This window comes from Streptomyces ficellus (assembly GCF_009739905.1).
GTDB lineage: Bacteria > Actinomycetota > Actinomycetes > Streptomycetales > Streptomycetaceae > Streptomyces > Streptomyces ficellus_A.
Genome location: NZ_CP034279.1, coordinates 5,922,267 through 5,938,214, shown reverse-complemented (window position 1 = coordinate 5,938,214; position 15,948 = coordinate 5,922,267). Strand labels below are relative to the sequence as shown.

The window sequence follows — 15,948 nt, the reverse complement described above, 5'->3', positions numbered from 1 at the left end:
AGTATGACTTTTATGTCACAGGCTCTTGAATACGTCGTACCTGATGGGTTTCAGTGTGCGGCGACGGACACCGCGGTGGCGTCCGGATCGATGTCGAGGAAGACAGCGAGGCACCATCCATGCAGCAACCCCCCGTCGTCGTGGTGATGGGCGTGGCGGGCACCGGCAAGACCACCATCGGTCCGCTGGTCGCCGAGCGCCTCGGCGTGCCCTATGCCGAGGGCGACGACTTCCACCCCGAGGCGAACATCGCCAAGATGTCGGCCGGCGTCCCGCTGGACGACGACGACCGGTGGCCCTGGCTGGACGCCATCGGACGGTGGGCGCACGGGCGCGCCGGCCTCGGCGGGGTGGTGAGCAGCTCGGCGCTGAAGCGAGCGTACCGCGACCGGCTGCGGGCGGCCGCGCCCGGGGTGGTCTTCCTGCACCTGACCGGCGACCGGACGCTGATCGAGGAGCGGATGGCCGCCCGCAAGGGGCACTTCATGCCCACCGCGCTGCTCGATTCGCAGTTCGCGACCCTCCAGCCGCTGGGCGACGACGAGGCCGGTGCGGCCGTCGACGTCTCCGGCTCCCCCGAGGACATCGCCGACCGGGCCGTCACCGCGCTGCGCCGGTCCGCCGACTCCCCCTCCTGACTCCCCCGTCCGTCTCCCCCACCCGACCCGAGGAACCCTGTGACCAGTCTCAACGTCGAGATGCTGGCAGCGGGTGCCGCCGAGCCGATCACCTCGGCCGGCAACGCCCAGCTGGGCATCGCCGTCCTGGCGGGCATCGCCGTCATCGTCCTGCTCATCACGAAGTTCAAGCTCCACGCCTTTCTGGCGCTGACCATAGGTTCGCTCGCGCTGGGCGCCTTCGCGGGCGCCCCGCTCGACGCGGCCATCGCGTCCTTCACCACGGGGCTCGGTTCGACCGTCGCGGGTGTCGGTGTGCTCATCGCGCTCGGGGCGATCCTGGGGAAGCTGCTCGCCGACTCGGGCGGCGCGGACCAGATCGTCGACACGATCCTGGCGAAGGCGGGCGGGCGCGCCATGCCGTGGGCGATGGTACTGATCGCTTCGGTGATCGGCCTGCCGCTGTTCTTCGAGGTCGGCATCGTGCTGCTGATCCCGGTGGTGCTGATGGTCGCCCAGCGCGGCAACTACTCGCTGATGCGGATCGGCATCCCGGCGCTGGCCGGCCTGTCGGTGATGCACGGGCTCATCCCGCCGCACCCCGGCCCGCTGGTCGCGATCGACGCGATCGGCGCGAACCTGGGCGTCACGCTGGCGCTGGGGCTCGTCGTCGCCGTCCCGACGGTGATCATCGCGGGCCCGGTCTTCTCCCGGTACGCGGCCCGCTGGGTGGACGTGCCGGTGCCGGAGCGGATGGTGCCGCAGCGGGCCTCGGAGACGCTGGAGCGGCGGCCGGGCTTCGGCGTCACCGTGGCGACCGTGCTGCTGCCCGTCGTGCTGATGCTGGTCAAGGCGCTGGTGGACATCGTCGTCGACGACCCGGAGAACCACGTCCAGCGGGTCACGGACGTGATCGGCTCGCCCCTGATCGCGCTGCTCGCGGCGGTCCTCGTGGGCATCTTCACGCTGGGCCGGGCGGCCGGCTGCACCAAGGAGCGGATCTCCTCGACCGTCGAGACGTCGCTCGCGCCCATCGCGGGCGTCCTGCTGATCGTCGGCGCGGGCGGCGGTTTCAAGCAGACCCTGATCGACGTGGGCGTCGGGCGGATGATCCTGGACTTCTCCGAGAACTGGGCGATCCCGGCCCTGCTGCTGGCCTGGCTGATCGCGGTGGCGATCCGGCTGGCCACCGGTTCGGCGACCGTCGCCACCATCTCCGCGGCCGGGCTGGTCGCGCCGCTGGCGGCCGACATGTCGACCACGCACGCGGCGCTGCTGGTGCTGGCGATCGGTGCCGGCTCGCTGTTCTTCAGCCACGTCAACGACGCCGGGTTCTGGCTGGTGAAGGAGTACTTCGGGATGAGCGTCGGCCAGACGGTCAAGACCTGGTCGGTGATGGAGACGATCATCTCGGTGGTCGGGATCGTGTTCGTGCTGCTGCTGTCGCTGGTGCTGTAGCTGGTGCTGTAGCTGCTGTTGCTGCTGTGCCGGGGGCCGATATTGCGTCGCGTGCGGGGCGGCGGGTTGCCACACTGTCGCCCCATGACGCACCCCGAGACGCACCCCGCCACGCATCCCGAGCAACTCAAGCCCTATCTGCTGGCGTTCCCCGGCCCGTTGCGCGACCAACTGGTGGCCGCGGTCCTGTCCGGCGAGAAGGTGTCGACGACCGGCCTGCTCGCCGAGTACGAGGCGGAGGACGAGGAACTGCCGGAGATCGGCGAGCGGTCGGCCCTGATCGACTCCGACGGCCGCGAGGTGGCGGTGCTGGAGGTGACGGAGGTGCGGGTGCTGCCGCTGGGCGACGTGGACCTGCGGCACGCGCTGGACGAGGGCGAGGGGTACGCCTCGGTCGCCGACTGGCGGGCGGGCCACGAGACGTTCTGGCACGGCGACGAGATGCGCGAGGCCCTCGGCGACCCGGACTTCACGGTCGACGACACGACGATGGTCGTCGCGGAACGCTTCCGCGTGGTGGAGGTGCGGGCATGACCGGCGCCTCCGGCGTGGAGGCGGCGATCGCGGGCGAACTGCGGCTCCTTGACCCGGCCGTACGGGCCTCCCGGGCGGAGGCGGCCCGCCTCCTGCACCCGGACTTCACGGAGGTCGGCGCCTCGGGGCGGCGGTGGACCAGGCAGGCGATGCTGGACGCGCTGCCGGGCATGGCACCCGCCCCGGCTCTCCCGGCGGACGGCCCGCCCGTGGAGGTGTCCGGCATGACGGGCGTGCAGCTCGCCCCGGACGTGGTCCACCTGACGTACGAGACGGCCGGCGGTGGCCACCGGGTGCGCCGCAGCTCGCTGTGGCGCCGCGACCCGGCCGGGCGCGCCGGGGGCGGGGACTGGCGGCTGTACTACCACCAGGGGACGCCGGTGCCGGAGGGCATGGTCTAGGTCGCGTCCGCCCGGGGTTATATGGGGGGTTCGCCCCGGCGGGGCTGCCGCCTCCGAAGTGCCGGGCCGGCGTGGACTTCTGGGCCGGGCGGCGGAGGGCCGCGCCCTCTTCCCGCGCGGCCGGGCCTACGCCCGGCAGCACCCCGAAGACCTGGTGCGGATCCCGGCGGCAGCACCCCTTCACGCAAGTAGTGCCCCATCAGCGGCACTTGAGCGCCGGCGTGCCGACTGAGCCCGCAGACCTTTATCCGCTCAGCCCTCTCCACATGGATAGCGGATAGCGCTAGTATCCATTCTGTAGGCCGACCCGTCGAAAGGACTGCGCTCATGCTGGGCACCCTCATGCTCATCGCCGTTCCCACCCTGCTGTTCCGGCTCCTCGGCGCCGTCGGCGTCCGGCGGTTCGTTACCTGGCGGGTGTCCGTCGTGCACGGCCTCGCGGTCATGCTGGTGTTCACGGCGAGCGCGCACTTCGTCCCGTCCGGCCTCGGCCCCATGCCCGGCCACCACGATCTGGTCGCGATGGTCCCGCCGTTCGTGCCGTTCCCCCGCCTGGTGGTCTACGCGACGGGCGTCCTGGAACTCCTGGGCGCCGCCGGGCTCGTCCTGGAGGCCACCCGGCGGGCGGCGGGACTCGGCCTCGCGGTGCTGTTCGTCCTGATGCTGCCGGCCAACATCTACGCGGCGGTCGAGGGCGTTTCGGTCAACGGGAAGCCCGCGACGCCCCTGTGGTTCAGGATTCCCGAGCAGGTGCTCTTCATCGGCGTCGCGCTGTGGGCGTATCTCCCGGGGCGGAACCGCCGGGTCACCGGTCCGGACGCGGCGTACGCGCCGGCTCCGGGGACGCGCGCGTGAGGTGGCGTGCCCGGAGGGTGCGATGAGGTACCCCGCCCGGGGGCATTACGGCCGCGGCGCCACGGGAGGTGCCGGCTCTGAGGGCTCTCAGCCGGTCGCCTCCGCCGCGGCCCGGCCGGCCGTGCGGCCGGAGAAGAGGCAGCCGCCGAGGAAGGTGCCCTCCAGCGCACGGTAGCCGTGGACGCCGCCGCCGCCGAACCCGGCCGCCTCGCCCGCCGCGTACACCCCGGGCAGCGGGGTGCCGCCGGCGGTGAGGACCCGGGACGACAGGTCGGTCTCCAGGCCGCCGAGCGACTTACGGGTGAGGATGTTGAGGCGGACGGCGACCAGCGGGCCCGCCGCGGGGTCGAGGATCCGGTGCGGGGCGACCGTGCGGATCAGCTTGTCGCCCAGGTACTTGCGGGCGCCGCGGATCGCCGTGACCTGGCTGTCCTTGGTGAAGGGGTTGGCGATCTCCCGGTCGCGGGCGACGATCTCGCGGCGTACGGCCGCCTCGTCGAGGAGGGGCTCCTTGGTGAGCGCGTTCATGCCGCGCACCAGGGACGTCAGGTCCTTCTCGATGACGAAGTCGGCGCCGTGGTCCATGAACGCCTTGACCGGGCCGGGGACGTCGGCGCGGGCGCGGTCGAGGACGCCGCGTACGGACTTGCCGGTGAGGTCCGGGTTCTGTTCGGAGCCGGAGAGGGTGAACTCCTTGCCGATGATGCGCCGGTTGAGGACGAACCAGGTGTGGCCGTGGCCGGACTTCATGATGTGGTCGAGGGTGCCGAGGGTGTCGAAGCCCGGGAAGAGCGGGACGGGCAGCCGGCGGCCGCGCGCGTCGAGCCAGAGGGAGGACGGGCCGGGCAGGATGCGGATGCCGTGCCGCGCCCAGATGGGGTTCCAGTTCTCGATGCCCTCGGTGTAGTGCCACATCCGGTCGCGGTTGATGTGGTGGGCGCCGGCCGCCTCCGTGATGCCGAGCATCAGCCCGTCGACGTGGGCGGGCACCCCGGAGAGCATCTTCTCGGGCGGTGTGCCGAGGCGCTCGGGCCACTGGGCGCGGACGAGGTCGTGGTTGCCGCCGATGCCGCCGGAGGTGACGATCACGGCCTGGGCCCGGTACTCGAAGGCGCCGGTGACCTGCCGGCTGCTGGCCGTGCCGCGCGCGGCGCCGGACGGCTCCAGGATCTCGCCGCTCACGGTGTCGACGGTGCCCGCGGTACGGCCGAGGCCGGTGACGCGGTGCCGGAACGCCAGGCGTGCGAGGCCCTTGGTGACGCCCGCGCGCACGCGCCGCTCGAAGGGGGCGACCAGGCCGGGGCCGGTGCCCCAGGTGATGTGGAAGCGCGGCACCGAGTTGCCGTGGCCGGTGGCGCCGTAGCCGCCGCGTTCGGCCCAGCCGACGACGGGGAAGAAGCGGACGCCCTGCCGGTGCAGCCAGTCCCGCTTCTCGCCCGCCGCGAAGTCGACGTACGCCTCGGCCCACCGGCGCGGCCAGTGGTCCTCGGGGCGGTCGAACCCGGCGGTGCCGAGCCAGTCCTGGAGGGCGAGGGCGTGGCTGTCGCGGATGCGCATCCGGCGCTGTTCGGGCGAGTCGACGAAGAACAGGCCGCCGAAGGACCAGTGCGCCTGGCCGCCGATGGACTGCTCCGGCTCCTGGTCCAGCAGGATGACGCTGCGCCCGGCGTCGACGAGTTCGGCGGTGGCGGCCAGGCCGGCGAGGCCCGCCCCGATCACGATCACATCAGCGTCGTACGCCATGGGGTCCTCATCCTCGTCGGGCAGGGTGCTCCGATCTTCGGTACGCGGCGGTAACACGTCAACAGGTGGGTGGTGTTTTCATGGCGGCATGACTGCTGCCGAGGAGATCCTGGACGTCGTCGACGAGCACGACGAGGTGGTGGGGCGGCTGCCGCGCGGTGAGGTGTACGCGCGGGGCCTGCGTCACCGGTGCGTGTTCGTCCTCGTGCGGGACGCCGACGACCGGGTGTTCGTGCACCGCCGCACCGCGACGAAGCTGGTCTTCCCGTCCCTGTACGACATGTTCGTGGGCGGTGTCGTGGGGGCCGGCGAGAGCTACGACGAGGCGGCGCTGCGCGAGGCGGAGGAGGAGCTGGGGGTGCGCGGACTGCCGCACCCCACCCCGCTGTTCCGGTTCCTGTACGAGGACGGCGGCGGGCGCGGTTCGTGGTGGTCGGCGGTGTACGAGGTGCGGTGCGCGCTGCCGGTGGACCCGCAGGCGGAGGAGGTCGCGTGGCACGGGTTCCTGCCGGAGGAGGAGGTACGGGCGCGGCTGGGCGAGTGGGAGTGGGTGCCGGACGGGCTGGCGGCGTACGAAAGGCTGCGCGCGCACCGCGCCGGTAGGCTGATCATGTGAGCGGATTCGTGCGGGGCCTGCGGCTGTGGTTCGCGCCGCAGCGGGTCCGGGAGGAGGGCGAGACGCCCGACTACCGGTTCTCCCTCGCCAACGAGCGCACGTTCCTCGCCTGGATCCGTACCGCGCTGGCGCTCGTCGGCGGGGGTTTCGCGGTGGACCAGTTCCTGCCGGACCTGCGCTGGGGCGTCCGGGTGGGGATGGCGTTCGCGCTGCTCGCCGCGGGGGCGTTGTGCGCGCTGCGGGCGGTGAACCACTGGGTGCGGTGCGAGCGGGCCATGCGGCGGGGCGAGGACCTGCCGGTGAGCCGGTTCCCGACGCTGCTGGGTCTCGCGGTGGGCCTGGTGGCCGGTGCGATGGTGGTGGTCGTCCTCTTCGGGTGGAGCGGCTGATGGCGGGCGGTGCCGTGGAGGCGCGTGATCCCGGGTTGCAGCCGGAGCGGACGCGGCTGGCGTGGCGGCGGACGACGCTGTCGGCGACCGTGGCCGCGGTGCTGGCCGCCCGGCAGGCCGTGCACGACGACGTCACGGCGGCCGGGCTGGTGGGCGCGGCGCTGTCGCTGCTGGTGTGGCTGGTGTTCCTCGGGGTGGCGCACCGGCGGATGCGGGCGCTGGTCGCGGCGCGCCCGGGGGCGCTGAGGCCGCGGGGGGCGGTCGTGGCGGCGGGCTGCGCGGTGGCGCTGGCCGCGTTCGCGGTGGCCGTGGTGGTGTGACGGCGGGCCGCCGGTGCGCGCCTGTGCGCTGTGGTGCGTGGCCGGCGGGTCAGTGGTCGGGCCAGTCCACGGTGACGACGACCTTGCCGTGCAGGCCGCCCTCCTGGTTGGCGCGCTGGGCGTCGGCGGCCCGGTCCAGGGGGAACGTCCTGGCGACCCGTACGGTGAGGGCGCCCTGTTCGACCAGTTCGGCGAGTGCCGTCAGGTCGTCCGTGTCGGGGCGTACCCAGTAGTAGTGCCCGCCCAGGCCGACGACCTCGCCGTCCGCGATGGAGGCGAGGCGGCCCTCGGGGGCGAGGAGGTGGGCCGAGTCCTTCAGCACCTGGCCGCCGACCGTGTCGAAGGCGGCGTCGACGCCGTGCGGGGCCAGTTCCCGGACCCGGTGGAGGAAGCCGTCGCCGTAGGGCACCGGCTCCGCGCCGAGTTCGCGGACCCGGTCCTGGGCGTGCTCGCGGGCGGCGCCGATGACGCGGGCGCCGAGGTGGCGGGCGATCTGGACGGCCATGGAGCCGACGGCGCCGGACGCGGCGTGGACCAGGACGGTGTCGCCCGACCGGACGCGGAGCGCCCGGTGCAGCACCTGGTGGGCGGTGAGCCCGGCGAGCGGGAGGGCGGCCGCCTCCTCGAAGGTCAGGTTGCGCGGCTTGCGCGCGAGGGTGCGGACGGGCGCGGCGACGTATTCGGCGAAGGTGCCGTGGGACAGGACGTCCTCGCGCACGTACCCCATGACCTCGTCGCCGACCGCGTACTCGGGCACGGACACCCCGGGCTGCACGACGACGCCGGAGACGTCCCAGCCGGGGATGACCGGGAAGACGGTGTCGAAGATCGTGTCGAGGTACCCGGCCTGGGCCTTCCAGTCGACCGGGTTGACGGCCGCCGCCCGGACTTTGACGAGCACCTTGTCCGGCCCCACCTTGGGGTCGGGGTGGTCGCCGAATTCCAGCACCTCCGGGCCGCCGTAGCGGCTGTAGCTGATCGCCCTCATGGTCCGACCCTCCGGCGCGTTCCCTCCGGCCGCAAGCCGGGAGGGAGGATTCCAGCAGAAGGGTGACAAAAAGGACTAGCCTGAAAGTCCCGCAGCCGCCCACGCCGGAGGCCCCGATGACCGTCCTCCACCAGGAACACTCCACGCACGACCACCGCCACGGCCCGGCCTGCGGGCATCGGTCCGTGGTCCACCACGACCACCTCGACTACGTCCACGACGGGCACCTGCACCGGGAGCACTCCGGGCACTGGGACGAGTGCGAGCCGGGCGAGCACGTCGCCCACAGCGGCCACGCGCACGAGCACGGCGACGGCTGCGGGCACCCGGCCGTCGCGCACGGCGACCACGTCGACTACGTGCACGAGGGACACCGGCACGCGGCGCACGACGGCCACTGGGACGACCACTAGACAGCGACCCCACACCGGGACCCATTCGTGCGCTTTGTCCACGAACGGGTCCCGGTGACGTGTGAGGAACCGCCGGTTTACGCACCGGACGGGGCGTGGCCCTGGACGACATACCGACTGGTCGGTCATGCTGCGTACACCACTGTTCTTCCCGTCACCGGAGGTGCGAACGATGAGCTCAGCTCCCCCACCAGGTCTCGATCCCGAGCGGCTGCGCGGCTTCCTGGACCGCGAGCGGCCCGGCCTGGTGAGCGGACCGCTCAGCGCCCGCCTCGTCGAGGGCGGCCGGTCGAACCTGACGTACGTCGTCACCGACGGCACCGGCCAGTGGGTCGTGCGCCGCCCGCCGCTCGGCCACGTCCTGGCCACCGCCCACGACATGCGGCGCGAGCACCGGGTGATCAGCGCCCTGCACCCGACGGCGGTGCCGGTCCCGGAGCCGCTGGTGCTGTGCGAGGACGAGGAGGTCCTCGGCGCCCCGTTCTACGTCATGGAGTTCGTGCCCGGCACGCCCTACCGCACCGCCGCCCAGCTCGCCCCGCTCGGCCCCGAGCGCACCCGCGCCGCCGTGCTGGGCCTGGTCGACACGCTGGTCGACCTGCACGCCGTGGACCCCGGCGCGGTGGGGCTCGGCGACTTCGGGCGCCCCGACGGCTTCCTGGACCGGCAGTTGCGGCGCTGGGGCAAGCAGCTGGACGCCTCGCGCAGCCGCGAACTGGCCGGGATCGACGAGCTGCACGCCGCACTCGGCCGCGAACTGCCGCTGTCCGGCGCCCCCACGGTCGTCCACGGCGACTACCGCCTGGACAACGCCCTGCTCGGCGAGGACGACAAGGTCAACGCCGTACTGGACTGGGAGATGTCCACGCTCGGCGACCCGCTCACGGACCTGGGCCTGCTGGCCATGTACAGCGTCCGGCTGGACCTGCCGCACTCCCCCGTCTCCACCACCGCGGCGGCCCCCGGCCACCCGTCGCCCGCCGAACTGGTCGAGCGCTACGCCGCCCGGTCCGGCCGCGACACCTCGGCCATCTCCTGGTACACGGCGTTCGCCTGGTTCAAGCTCGCCGTGATCCTGGAGGGCATCCACTACCGCTACACCCTCGGGCAGACCGTCGGCGCCGGCTTCGACCGGATCGGCGAACTCGTCCCCGTCTTCATCGAGCACGGCCTCACCACCCTCCAGGAAGGCTGACCGGCACCCATGGACTTCGCATTCGACGCGCGCACCGAGGAACTGCGGGCCAGGCTCCTCACCTTCATGGACGAGTTCGTGTACCCGGCGGAGGAGGTCGCGCACGAACAGCGCGCCAAGCTCGCCTCGCCGTGGGACACCCCGGCGGTGGTCGAGGACCTCAAGGCCGAGGCGCGCAGGCAGGGCCTGTGGAACCTCTTCCTGCCGGACGACGAGCACGGCGCGGGCCTGACCAACCTCCAGTACGCGCCGCTGGCGGAGATCACCGGCCGGTCGCCGCACCTGGCGCCCACCGCGCTGAACTGCGCCGCCCCGGACACCGGCAACATGGAGGTGCTGGCCCAGTTCGGCGACGCGCGGCAGCGGGAGCGGTGGCTCCGCCCGCTGCTCGCCGGGGAGATCCGCTCCGCCTTCGCGATGACCGAGCCGGACGTCGCCTCGTCGGACGCCACCAACATCGAGACCCGCATCCGGCGCGACGGTGACGACTACGTCGTCAACGGCCGCAAGTGGTACATCTCCGGGGCGATGAACCCGGACTGCCGGATCTTCATCGTGATGGGCAAGACCGACCCGGACGGCGAGGACATCCGCCGCCAGCAGTCGATGCTCCTGGTGCCCCGCGACACCCCCGGTGTGCACGTCCGGCGCGCCATGCAGGTGTACGGGTACGAGGACCACTCCCACGGCGGGCACGCGGAAGTCGTCTTCGAGGACGTCCGCGTCCCGGCGTCGAACCTGATCGGCGAGGAGGGCGGCGGGTTCGCCATCGCCCAGGCCCGGCTCGGGCCCGGCCGGATCCACCACTGCATGCGGCTGATCGGCATGGCGGAGCGGGCGATCGAGCTGATGTGCCGCCGGGCGGTGTCCCGTACGGCCTTCGGCAAGCCGCTGGCCGCGCAGGGGCAGGTGCAGGCGTGGATCGCGGACGCCCGGGTGACGGTGGAACAGCTGCGGCTGCTGGTCCTCAAGACCGCCTGGCTGATGGACACCGTCGGCAACCGGGGCGCGCACACCGAGATCCAGGCCATCAAGATCGCGACGCCGCGCGCGGTGGTGGACATCATCGACCGCGCGGTGCAGCTGCACGGTGCGGGCGGGGTCAGCCAGGACTTCCCGCTCGCCGAACTGTGGGCGGGGGCGCGGACGCTGATGCTGGCGGACGGGCCGGACGAGGTGCACCAGCGGTCGCTGGCGCGGCGGGAGCTGAAGCGGTACCTCTGAGCGTCACGGTGGTGGAGGGAGCCCGGGTCCGCACGTCGCGGTCCCGGGCTTTTACCACATGTGGGCGGCTTGTCCGGCGAGAACGGCACTAAGTCGGCGGGATCCTGTGCGAGGGGCCTAGTTTCGGTCAAGGATCCACGACTCACCGCGTCGCAGACAACCCACGGTGCCGACCGTCGACTCTCACGGACCGGAGAAGGCCGCGCGACACGACCACCGCGCCGGCCGTCCTCCGCCGTCCCGACAGGCACTCGCAGAACGAGGAACGATGACCAGATCCCACCAGGCCCGTCTCGGGCGTTCGGTGATCGCCGGAGCAGCGGCCGTCGCCGTGACCGCCGGTATCGTCGCCGCCGCGCCCGACGGCGAAGCAGCCCCCGCCACACCGCAGTTCAGCCTGATCGCCGCCGCGAAGTCGGTGACGCTCGACTCGTACCAGGAACAGCCCGGCGTCTACCTCGACCTCGGTACGTACCTCACCGCCGAGAACGCCCCGCTGGAACTGAAGGTGACCCGCAAGTCCTACAAGGACCCGGTCGTCGTGACGCAGATCGTCCACGAGGGCGGCAAGACCCGGGCGAAGGCCCTCCCCAAGGGCCTGGTGAAGGACTTCCAGGGTCTGCCGGGCTTCATCGAGATCGCCGTCACCGACGCGGCCGGCAAGACGGTCCTCAAGCGCACCGAGGACTTCTGCCCCAACAACGCGTCCGGCCGGGTGCGCCCCGACGCGCCGGCCACCTCGAAGTATCCCGAGAGCTGTCCCACCAACCCCTTCACGCTCGGTTCCGTGTGGGGCGTGGAGAAGGGCTGGGCGGCCAACACCTACTCGGGCGCGTACTCCGAGCCGGTCGTCCTGCCGGCCGGGCAGTACACGGCCAAGGTGTCCGTGGCGAAGCGCTACCGCGACCTGTTCGGCGTCGCGGACAAGCCGCAGTCGGTCAAGGTGACGGTGCGCGAGATCAGCTCGGAGGGCGGTGCCGGTGCGGCGCCCGGTGCGCGGCACGACGCGAAGAAGGCCGGGCACGCGGGTCACGGCGCGGCCGCGGGGCACGGCGCCGCCGCGGGGCACGGCGCCGCCGCGGGTCACGGCGCCGCCGCGGGGCACGCCCGGCACGGCGCGGTGGCCCCGGCCGCTCCCGCCGCCCCGACGAGCGGTGCGGGTCCCTCGTACAACGTGGGCCACGGGCCCCTGGTGCCGGCGCCGCCCGCCGTCCCGTGGGCGGTGAAGAGGCAGGGCCTGAAGGCGGGCGCCGCGCGCATGGGCGACGGCGGCGGCCAGACCGACGGCTCGCGCAAGGCGCCCGCGGTGAAGCCCGCCGCGAAGCGGCCGACGGGCAAGGCGGCGGTGCCAAACGTGCCCAAGCCCGACCTGCGGTCGCTGCCCGCGTACGGCATCACCATCAGCGAACCCGCCACGGAGGGCCCCGACAAGGGCAAGGACTTCCTCGCCTTCAGCGCCAACGTGTGGAACGCGGGCCCCGCCCAGCTGGTCGTCGACGGCTTCCGGTCGCCCGGCAAGGAGCTGATGGACGCCTACCAGTACTTCTACGACGCGAAGGGCAAGCAGGTCGGCTACACCCCGACCGGCACCATGGAGTGGGACCCCCGCCCCGGCCACGAGCACTGGCACTTCACCGACTTCGCCAGCTACCGGCTGCTCAAGGCCGACCAGAAGGAGGCCGTGCGCAGCGGCAAGGAGGCCTTCTGCCTGGCCAACACCGACGCGGTCGACTACACGGTGAAGAACGCCAACTGGCACCCGTTCAACACGGACCTGTCCACGGCGTGCGGTCAGCAGAACTCGATCTCGGTCCGTGAGGTCCTGGACGTCGGGTCCGGCGACACCTACACCCAGGACCTGCCGGGCCAGTCGTTCGACATCACCTCGCTGCCGAACGGCACCTACTACATCCAGGTGCTGGCCAACCCGGAGAAGCGCCTCAAGGAGACCGACCTCACCAACAACAGCGCGCTGCGGAAGATCGTCCTCGGCGGCAAGAAGGGCGCGCGGACGGTGACCGTACCGCCGCACGAGCTGGTGGACGCCAACTAGTGAGCTGAACGCCCGTCAGGGCCGCAACGCCCTCAGCAGCAGGTCGGCCAGGTGGTCGGCCACCTGCTGGGGGCTGAGCGGCCCGTCGGGGCGGTACCAGGTGGACAGGTGGTGGACCGACCCGAAGTGGTAGTCCACCACCAGGTCCGCGGGGGTGGCGGTGGAGAAGACGCCCGCGTCCTGGCCCTCCTCGATGAGGGCGCGGAACCGCTCGTGGTAGCGGCGCCGTTCGGACCGGACCTGCTTGTTCTTCTCCGGGCTCAGGTGGTGCATCGAGCGGAAGAAGATCGCCGCGTCGTCGAGGTTGTCGATGGTGGTGACGACCACGTCCGCGGCGGCGTCGCGCAGCCGCTGATCCACGGGGGCGTCCGCCTGGGCGAAGGCGTCCAGCCGCTCCTGCTGGAGCCGGAGCACGCGCGCGTACACCTCCTGGAGCAGGTCCTCCTTGGAGCCGAAGTAGTGGTAGAGGGCCCCCTTGGTGACCCCGGCCCGCTCGACGATCTCCTGGACGGAGGTGCGGTCGTAGCCCTGTTCGGCGAAGAGCCGGGTGGCGGTGGCCAGCAGCCTCTGGGGGACGGGGGTGCCGTTCCCGTCCGTCGTCCTGGCCATGTGCCGCCACCTTTCTCCGGTACTCGTGGGTGTCGCCGTCATCTACGTGGGGTAACGCAGTTCCCGCCTGAGGATCTTCCCACTGGTGGTCTTCGGCAGCTCCGGCAGGACCTCGACCTCCCGGGGGTATTTGTACGCCGCGAGCCGCTGCTCGCAGTAGGAGGAGAGCTCGGCGGGTGCGACCGTGCTGCCCGGCCGCAGGCTGACGTAGGCCTTGACCGTCTCGCCCCGGTAGGCGTCGGGGACGCCGATCACGGCCGCCTCGCGGACCGCCGGATGGGTGTGGAGGACGTCCTCGACCTCGCGCGGCCACACCTTGAAGCCGGACGCGTTGATCATGTCCTTCTTGCGGTCGACGACGTAGAGCCAGCCGTCCCGGTCCATGAAGCCGATGTCGCCGGTGCGCAGCTCGCCGTCGGGGAACGTCTCCGCGGTGGCGTCCGGCAGCCCCCAGTAGCCGGGGACGACCTGGGGCCCGCGGACCGCGATCTCGCCCTGCTCGCCGAACGGCACCTCCTCACCGCGTTCGTCGAGGATCCGGACGACGGTCTCGGGGCCGGGCACGCCGACGGAGAGGGTGCCGGAGGCGGGGTCGACCGGGGCTTCCCGGTCGGGGGGCACGGAGGCGCAGGGGGCGGTGCACTCGGTGAGGCCGTAGCCGTTGCGCAGGTACGGGCCGAAGCGGGTGCGGAACCGCTCGACCAGCGCCGGGGGCACGGGGGCGCCGCCGGAGGAGATCACCCGGAAGGACGCGAAGTGCCCGGGGGTGGCGTCGGGGTGGGCGGCCAGGGCCATGAAGGCGGTGGAGGGGCCGACGGTGTAGGCGGGGCGGTGCTCGGCGAAGGCGTCCAGGACGACTCCCGCCTCGAAGCGGTACGCGAGGACGAGGGTGCCCGCGTTGGCGACGCAGGCGGCCAGTTCGCAGACCATGCCGGTGATGTGGAAGAGCGGGGCGAGGGCGAAGTAGGCGGCGCCTTCGGCGACGGGGTGGCCGGTGCGTTGCCGCTCGGCGTTGTACATGATCCCGCGGTGCGTGTTCATGGCGCCCTTGGGCGTGCCGCTGGTGCCGGAGGTGTAGCTGATCAGCGCCACGTCGGTGGTGGTGAGGTCGCGGCCGTAGTGGGGTGCCGGGAGCTCGGCCCGGGCGACGGCGACCAGGTCGTCGGTGTCGGCCGGTACGGGCAGCCGTTCGAAGCCGAGGACGCGCGGGTCGTTCCGCGTCTGGAGGTCCTTCTCGCAGGCGGTGAGGACGACGTGGACGGGCGTGCCGGCGGCCGTGTCGCGCAGGTAGGCCTCCCAGGCGCGGTCGGAGCAGATCAGCGCGCTCGCCCCGGAGTCGGCGAGGACGTGGGCGGCTTCGGCGGACTTGTACATGGGGTTGAGCGGGACGACGGTGGCGCCCGCCTTCCACGCGCCGAGCAGGGCGATGACGAAGTGCGGGGTGTTCTGGAGCATCAGCGCGACCCGGTCGCCGCGGCCGACGCCGCGGGCGGCGAGGTGTCCCGCGACGGAGTCGGACAGCGCGTCGGTCTCCCGGTAGGTGAGCCGGCCGTCGAAGTAGGCGAGGGCGGGGTGTTCCGGGGCGCGGGCGACGGCGGCGCGGAAGGCGTGCACCAGGGTGGCGGCCGGTCGTATGGGGGCGCGCTGGGCGTCGCTGAGCTGCGCGAGCCACGGTCTGGCCGCGTAGATCGAGGTCGTCGGGTTCACTGCCCGGTGCCCTCCCACTTCTGCTGGATGTGGCTCATATTGTCCAGCCAGCGTTCGGGGTCGCCCGCGCGGGCCCGGTAGTAGCCGGCGACCTCGGGGTGGGGCAGGATCAGGAAGCGGTCGGCCTCGATGCCCTCGAAGAGCGCGTCGGCGACGTCCTCGGGTTCGATGGCGGTGGGGGCGAGGACGAGTTCACCGGCCGATCCGGCGGCGGTGAGCATGTCGGTGCGCACGCCCTGGGGGCAGATGGCGTGGACCTTGAGGCCGCGGTGGCGGTAGGTGAGGGAGAGCCACTCGGCGAAGGCGTAGGCGCCGTGCTTGGACACGCTGTAGGGCGCGGCGCCGACCATGGTGAGCAGTCCGGCGGCGGACACGGTGGACACGAAGCGCCCGGAGCCGCGCTCCAGCCAGTCGGGCAGGAGGGCGCGGGCGGCGCGGACGTGGGCCATGACGTTGACGTCCCAGGCGGCGGCCCAGACGCCCTCGTCGGCGAAGGCGTCGCCGGGTGAGGCGAGGCCCGCGTTGGCGCAGTAGACGTCGACGGTGCCGCCGAGCGCGTCGCGGGCCTCCTCGACGACGGCGGAGGCGTCGCCGGGGACGGCGGTGGCACCGGTCTCGTCGGCGATGGCCTTGGTCCGGTCGGGGTCGATGTCGTTGACGACGACGCGGGCCCCTTCCGCGGCGAACCTGCGGGCGAGGGCGGCTCCGATGCCGCCGCCCGCGCCGGTGACGACCACGCCCTGGCCCTGGACCGTCGTACTCATCGGGATCCGCCTCTCCGTCGTGCCGTTCACTGTCAACGGCGACAGACTAACCAGTCGGTATG

At 72.6% G+C, this 15,948-nt stretch carries 17 protein-coding genes; 12 read left to right on the top strand and 5 right to left on the bottom strand.

Going from position 1 to position 15,948, the window contains the following annotated elements; translation table 11 throughout:
- The first annotated feature begins 119 nt into the window (after window positions 1-119).
- The 5 genes from EIZ62_RS26590 (at window position 120) to EIZ62_RS26570 (ending at window position 3,865) form a co-directional block, all read left to right on the top strand.
- A complete protein-coding gene (locus tag EIZ62_RS26590; RefSeq protein ID WP_156695211.1) occupies window positions 120-638 on the top strand; it encodes a gluconokinase in 519 nt (172 codons plus the stop codon).
- A 39-nt stretch (window positions 639-677) separates the two neighbouring features.
- Window positions 678-2,075 (top strand): GntP family permease, encoded by a 1,398-nt coding sequence (locus tag EIZ62_RS26585; RefSeq protein WP_156695210.1) that lies wholly within the window; start codon window positions 678-680, stop codon window positions 2,073-2,075.
- Between the two features lie 84 nt (window positions 2,076-2,159).
- Entirely contained in the window at window positions 2,160-2,609 is a 450-nt protein-coding gene (locus tag EIZ62_RS26580) for an ASCH domain-containing protein (protein WP_156695209.1), read from the top strand.
- Window positions 2,606-3,010 (top strand): nuclear transport factor 2 family protein, encoded by a 405-nt coding sequence (locus tag EIZ62_RS26575; RefSeq protein ID WP_156695208.1) that lies wholly within the window; start codon window positions 2,606-2,608, stop codon window positions 3,008-3,010. Before EIZ62_RS26580 ends, EIZ62_RS26575 begins: the two co-directional genes overlap by 4 nt.
- Before the next feature lie 327 nt (window positions 3,011-3,337).
- Window positions 3,338-3,865, top strand: a complete 528-nt coding sequence (locus EIZ62_RS26570) for a DoxX family protein (protein WP_156695207.1) — start codon at window positions 3,338-3,340, stop codon at window positions 3,863-3,865.
- An 87-nt stretch (window positions 3,866-3,952) separates the two neighbouring features.
- Here the strand turns inward: EIZ62_RS26570 and EIZ62_RS26565 are convergent, their stop codons facing one another.
- A complete protein-coding gene (locus tag EIZ62_RS26565) occupies window positions 3,953-5,608 on the bottom strand; it encodes an FAD-binding dehydrogenase (RefSeq protein WP_156695206.1) in 1,656 nt (551 codons plus the stop codon).
- Between the two features lie 88 nt (window positions 5,609-5,696).
- Here EIZ62_RS26565 and EIZ62_RS26560 point away from each other — a divergent pair, with 88 nt between their 5' ends.
- Genes EIZ62_RS26560 through EIZ62_RS26550 form a run of 3 tightly spaced genes read left to right on the top strand, consistent with a single transcriptional unit; the run spans window position 5,697 to window position 6,933 of the window.
- Entirely contained in the window at window positions 5,697-6,224 is a 528-nt protein-coding gene (locus EIZ62_RS26560; protein ID WP_156695205.1) for an NUDIX hydrolase, read from the top strand.
- Window positions 6,221-6,613 carry a YidH family protein gene (locus EIZ62_RS26555; protein WP_156695204.1) on the top strand — a complete coding sequence of 131 codons (393 nt, stop codon included), beginning with the start codon at window positions 6,221-6,223 and terminating at the stop codon, window positions 6,611-6,613. Before EIZ62_RS26560 ends, EIZ62_RS26555 begins: the two co-directional genes overlap by 4 nt.
- A complete protein-coding gene (locus tag EIZ62_RS26550) occupies window positions 6,613-6,933 on the top strand; it encodes a DUF202 domain-containing protein (protein WP_156695203.1) in 321 nt (106 codons plus the stop codon). The genes EIZ62_RS26555 and EIZ62_RS26550 overlap by 1 nt, the downstream gene beginning before the upstream one ends.
- Window positions 6,934-6,982: 49 nt before the next feature.
- Here the strand turns inward: EIZ62_RS26550 and EIZ62_RS26545 are convergent, their stop codons facing one another.
- A complete protein-coding gene (locus EIZ62_RS26545) occupies window positions 6,983-7,921 on the bottom strand; it encodes an NADP-dependent oxidoreductase (protein WP_156695202.1) in 939 nt (312 codons plus the stop codon).
- 116 nt (window positions 7,922-8,037) lie between these two features.
- On the opposite strand from EIZ62_RS26545, the gene EIZ62_RS26540 reads away from it, so the two are divergent.
- From EIZ62_RS26540 to EIZ62_RS26525, 4 genes are all read left to right on the top strand, one after another.
- Window positions 8,038-8,334 (top strand): hypothetical protein, encoded by a 297-nt coding sequence (locus tag EIZ62_RS26540; RefSeq protein WP_156695201.1) that lies wholly within the window; start codon window positions 8,038-8,040, stop codon window positions 8,332-8,334.
- A 172-nt stretch (window positions 8,335-8,506) separates the two neighbouring features.
- Entirely contained in the window at window positions 8,507-9,529 is a 1,023-nt protein-coding gene (locus EIZ62_RS26535) for a phosphotransferase family protein (protein WP_156695200.1), read from the top strand.
- Between the two features lie 9 nt (window positions 9,530-9,538).
- Window positions 9,539-10,753, top strand: coding sequence for an acyl-CoA dehydrogenase family protein (locus EIZ62_RS26530; RefSeq protein ID WP_156695199.1), 1,215 nt, complete (start codon window positions 9,539-9,541; stop codon window positions 10,751-10,753).
- A 268-nt stretch (window positions 10,754-11,021) separates the two neighbouring features.
- Window positions 11,022-12,806 carry a lysyl oxidase family protein gene (locus EIZ62_RS26525; protein ID WP_156695198.1) on the top strand — a complete coding sequence of 595 codons (1,785 nt, stop codon included), beginning with the start codon at window positions 11,022-11,024 and terminating at the stop codon, window positions 12,804-12,806.
- A 15-nt stretch (window positions 12,807-12,821) separates the two neighbouring features.
- Here the strand turns inward: EIZ62_RS26525 and EIZ62_RS26520 are convergent, their stop codons facing one another.
- Genes EIZ62_RS26520 through EIZ62_RS26510 form a run of 3 tightly spaced genes read right to left on the bottom strand, consistent with a single transcriptional unit; the run spans window position 12,822 to window position 15,886 of the window.
- On the bottom strand, window positions 12,822-13,415 hold the full coding sequence (locus EIZ62_RS26520) for a TetR/AcrR family transcriptional regulator (RefSeq protein WP_156695197.1): 594 nt from the start codon (window positions 13,413-13,415) through the stop codon (window positions 12,822-12,824).
- Between the two features lie 42 nt (window positions 13,416-13,457).
- Complete coding sequence (locus EIZ62_RS26515; RefSeq protein WP_244375977.1) at window positions 13,458-15,122, bottom strand: class I adenylate-forming enzyme family protein; 1,665 nt, start codon at window positions 15,120-15,122, stop codon at window positions 13,458-13,460.
- Entirely contained in the window at window positions 15,119-15,886 is a 768-nt protein-coding gene (locus EIZ62_RS26510) for an SDR family oxidoreductase (RefSeq protein ID WP_156695195.1), read from the bottom strand. The genes EIZ62_RS26515 and EIZ62_RS26510 overlap by 4 nt, the downstream gene beginning before the upstream one ends.
- Window positions 15,887-15,948: the final 62 nt, after the last annotated feature.

Coding starts and splice junctions, on each gene's coding strand:
- EIZ62_RS26540 (WP_156695201.1), top strand. CDS start 8,038: ATGACCGTCCTCCACCAGGAACACTCCACGCACGACCACCGCCACGGC.
- EIZ62_RS26570 (WP_156695207.1), top strand. CDS start 3,338: ATGCTGGGCACCCTCATGCTCATCGCCGTTCCCACCCTGCTGTTCCGG.
- EIZ62_RS26590 (WP_156695211.1), top strand. CDS start 120: ATGCAGCAACCCCCCGTCGTCGTGGTGATGGGCGTGGCGGGCACCGGC.
- EIZ62_RS26545 (WP_156695202.1), bottom strand. CDS start 7,921: ATGAGGGCGATCAGCTACAGCCGCTACGGCGGCCCGGAGGTGCTGGAA.
- EIZ62_RS26580 (WP_156695209.1), top strand. CDS start 2,160: ATGACGCACCCCGAGACGCACCCCGCCACGCATCCCGAGCAACTCAAG.
- EIZ62_RS26535 (WP_156695200.1), top strand. CDS start 8,507: ATGAGCTCAGCTCCCCCACCAGGTCTCGATCCCGAGCGGCTGCGCGGC.
- EIZ62_RS26510 (WP_156695195.1), bottom strand. CDS start 15,886: ATGAGTACGACGGTCCAGGGCCAGGGCGTGGTCGTCACCGGCGCGGGC.
- EIZ62_RS26550 (WP_156695203.1), top strand. CDS start 6,613: ATGGCGGGCGGTGCCGTGGAGGCGCGTGATCCCGGGTTGCAGCCGGAG.
- EIZ62_RS26520 (WP_156695197.1), bottom strand. CDS start 13,415: ATGGCCAGGACGACGGACGGGAACGGCACCCCCGTCCCCCAGAGGCTG.
- EIZ62_RS26565 (WP_156695206.1), bottom strand. CDS start 5,608: ATGGCGTACGACGCTGATGTGATCGTGATCGGGGCGGGCCTCGCCGGC.
- EIZ62_RS26575 (WP_156695208.1), top strand. CDS start 2,606: ATGACCGGCGCCTCCGGCGTGGAGGCGGCGATCGCGGGCGAACTGCGG.
- EIZ62_RS26525 (WP_156695198.1), top strand. CDS start 11,022: ATGACCAGATCCCACCAGGCCCGTCTCGGGCGTTCGGTGATCGCCGGA.
- EIZ62_RS26560 (WP_156695205.1), top strand. CDS start 5,697: ATGACTGCTGCCGAGGAGATCCTGGACGTCGTCGACGAGCACGACGAG.
- EIZ62_RS26530 (WP_156695199.1), top strand. CDS start 9,539: ATGGACTTCGCATTCGACGCGCGCACCGAGGAACTGCGGGCCAGGCTC.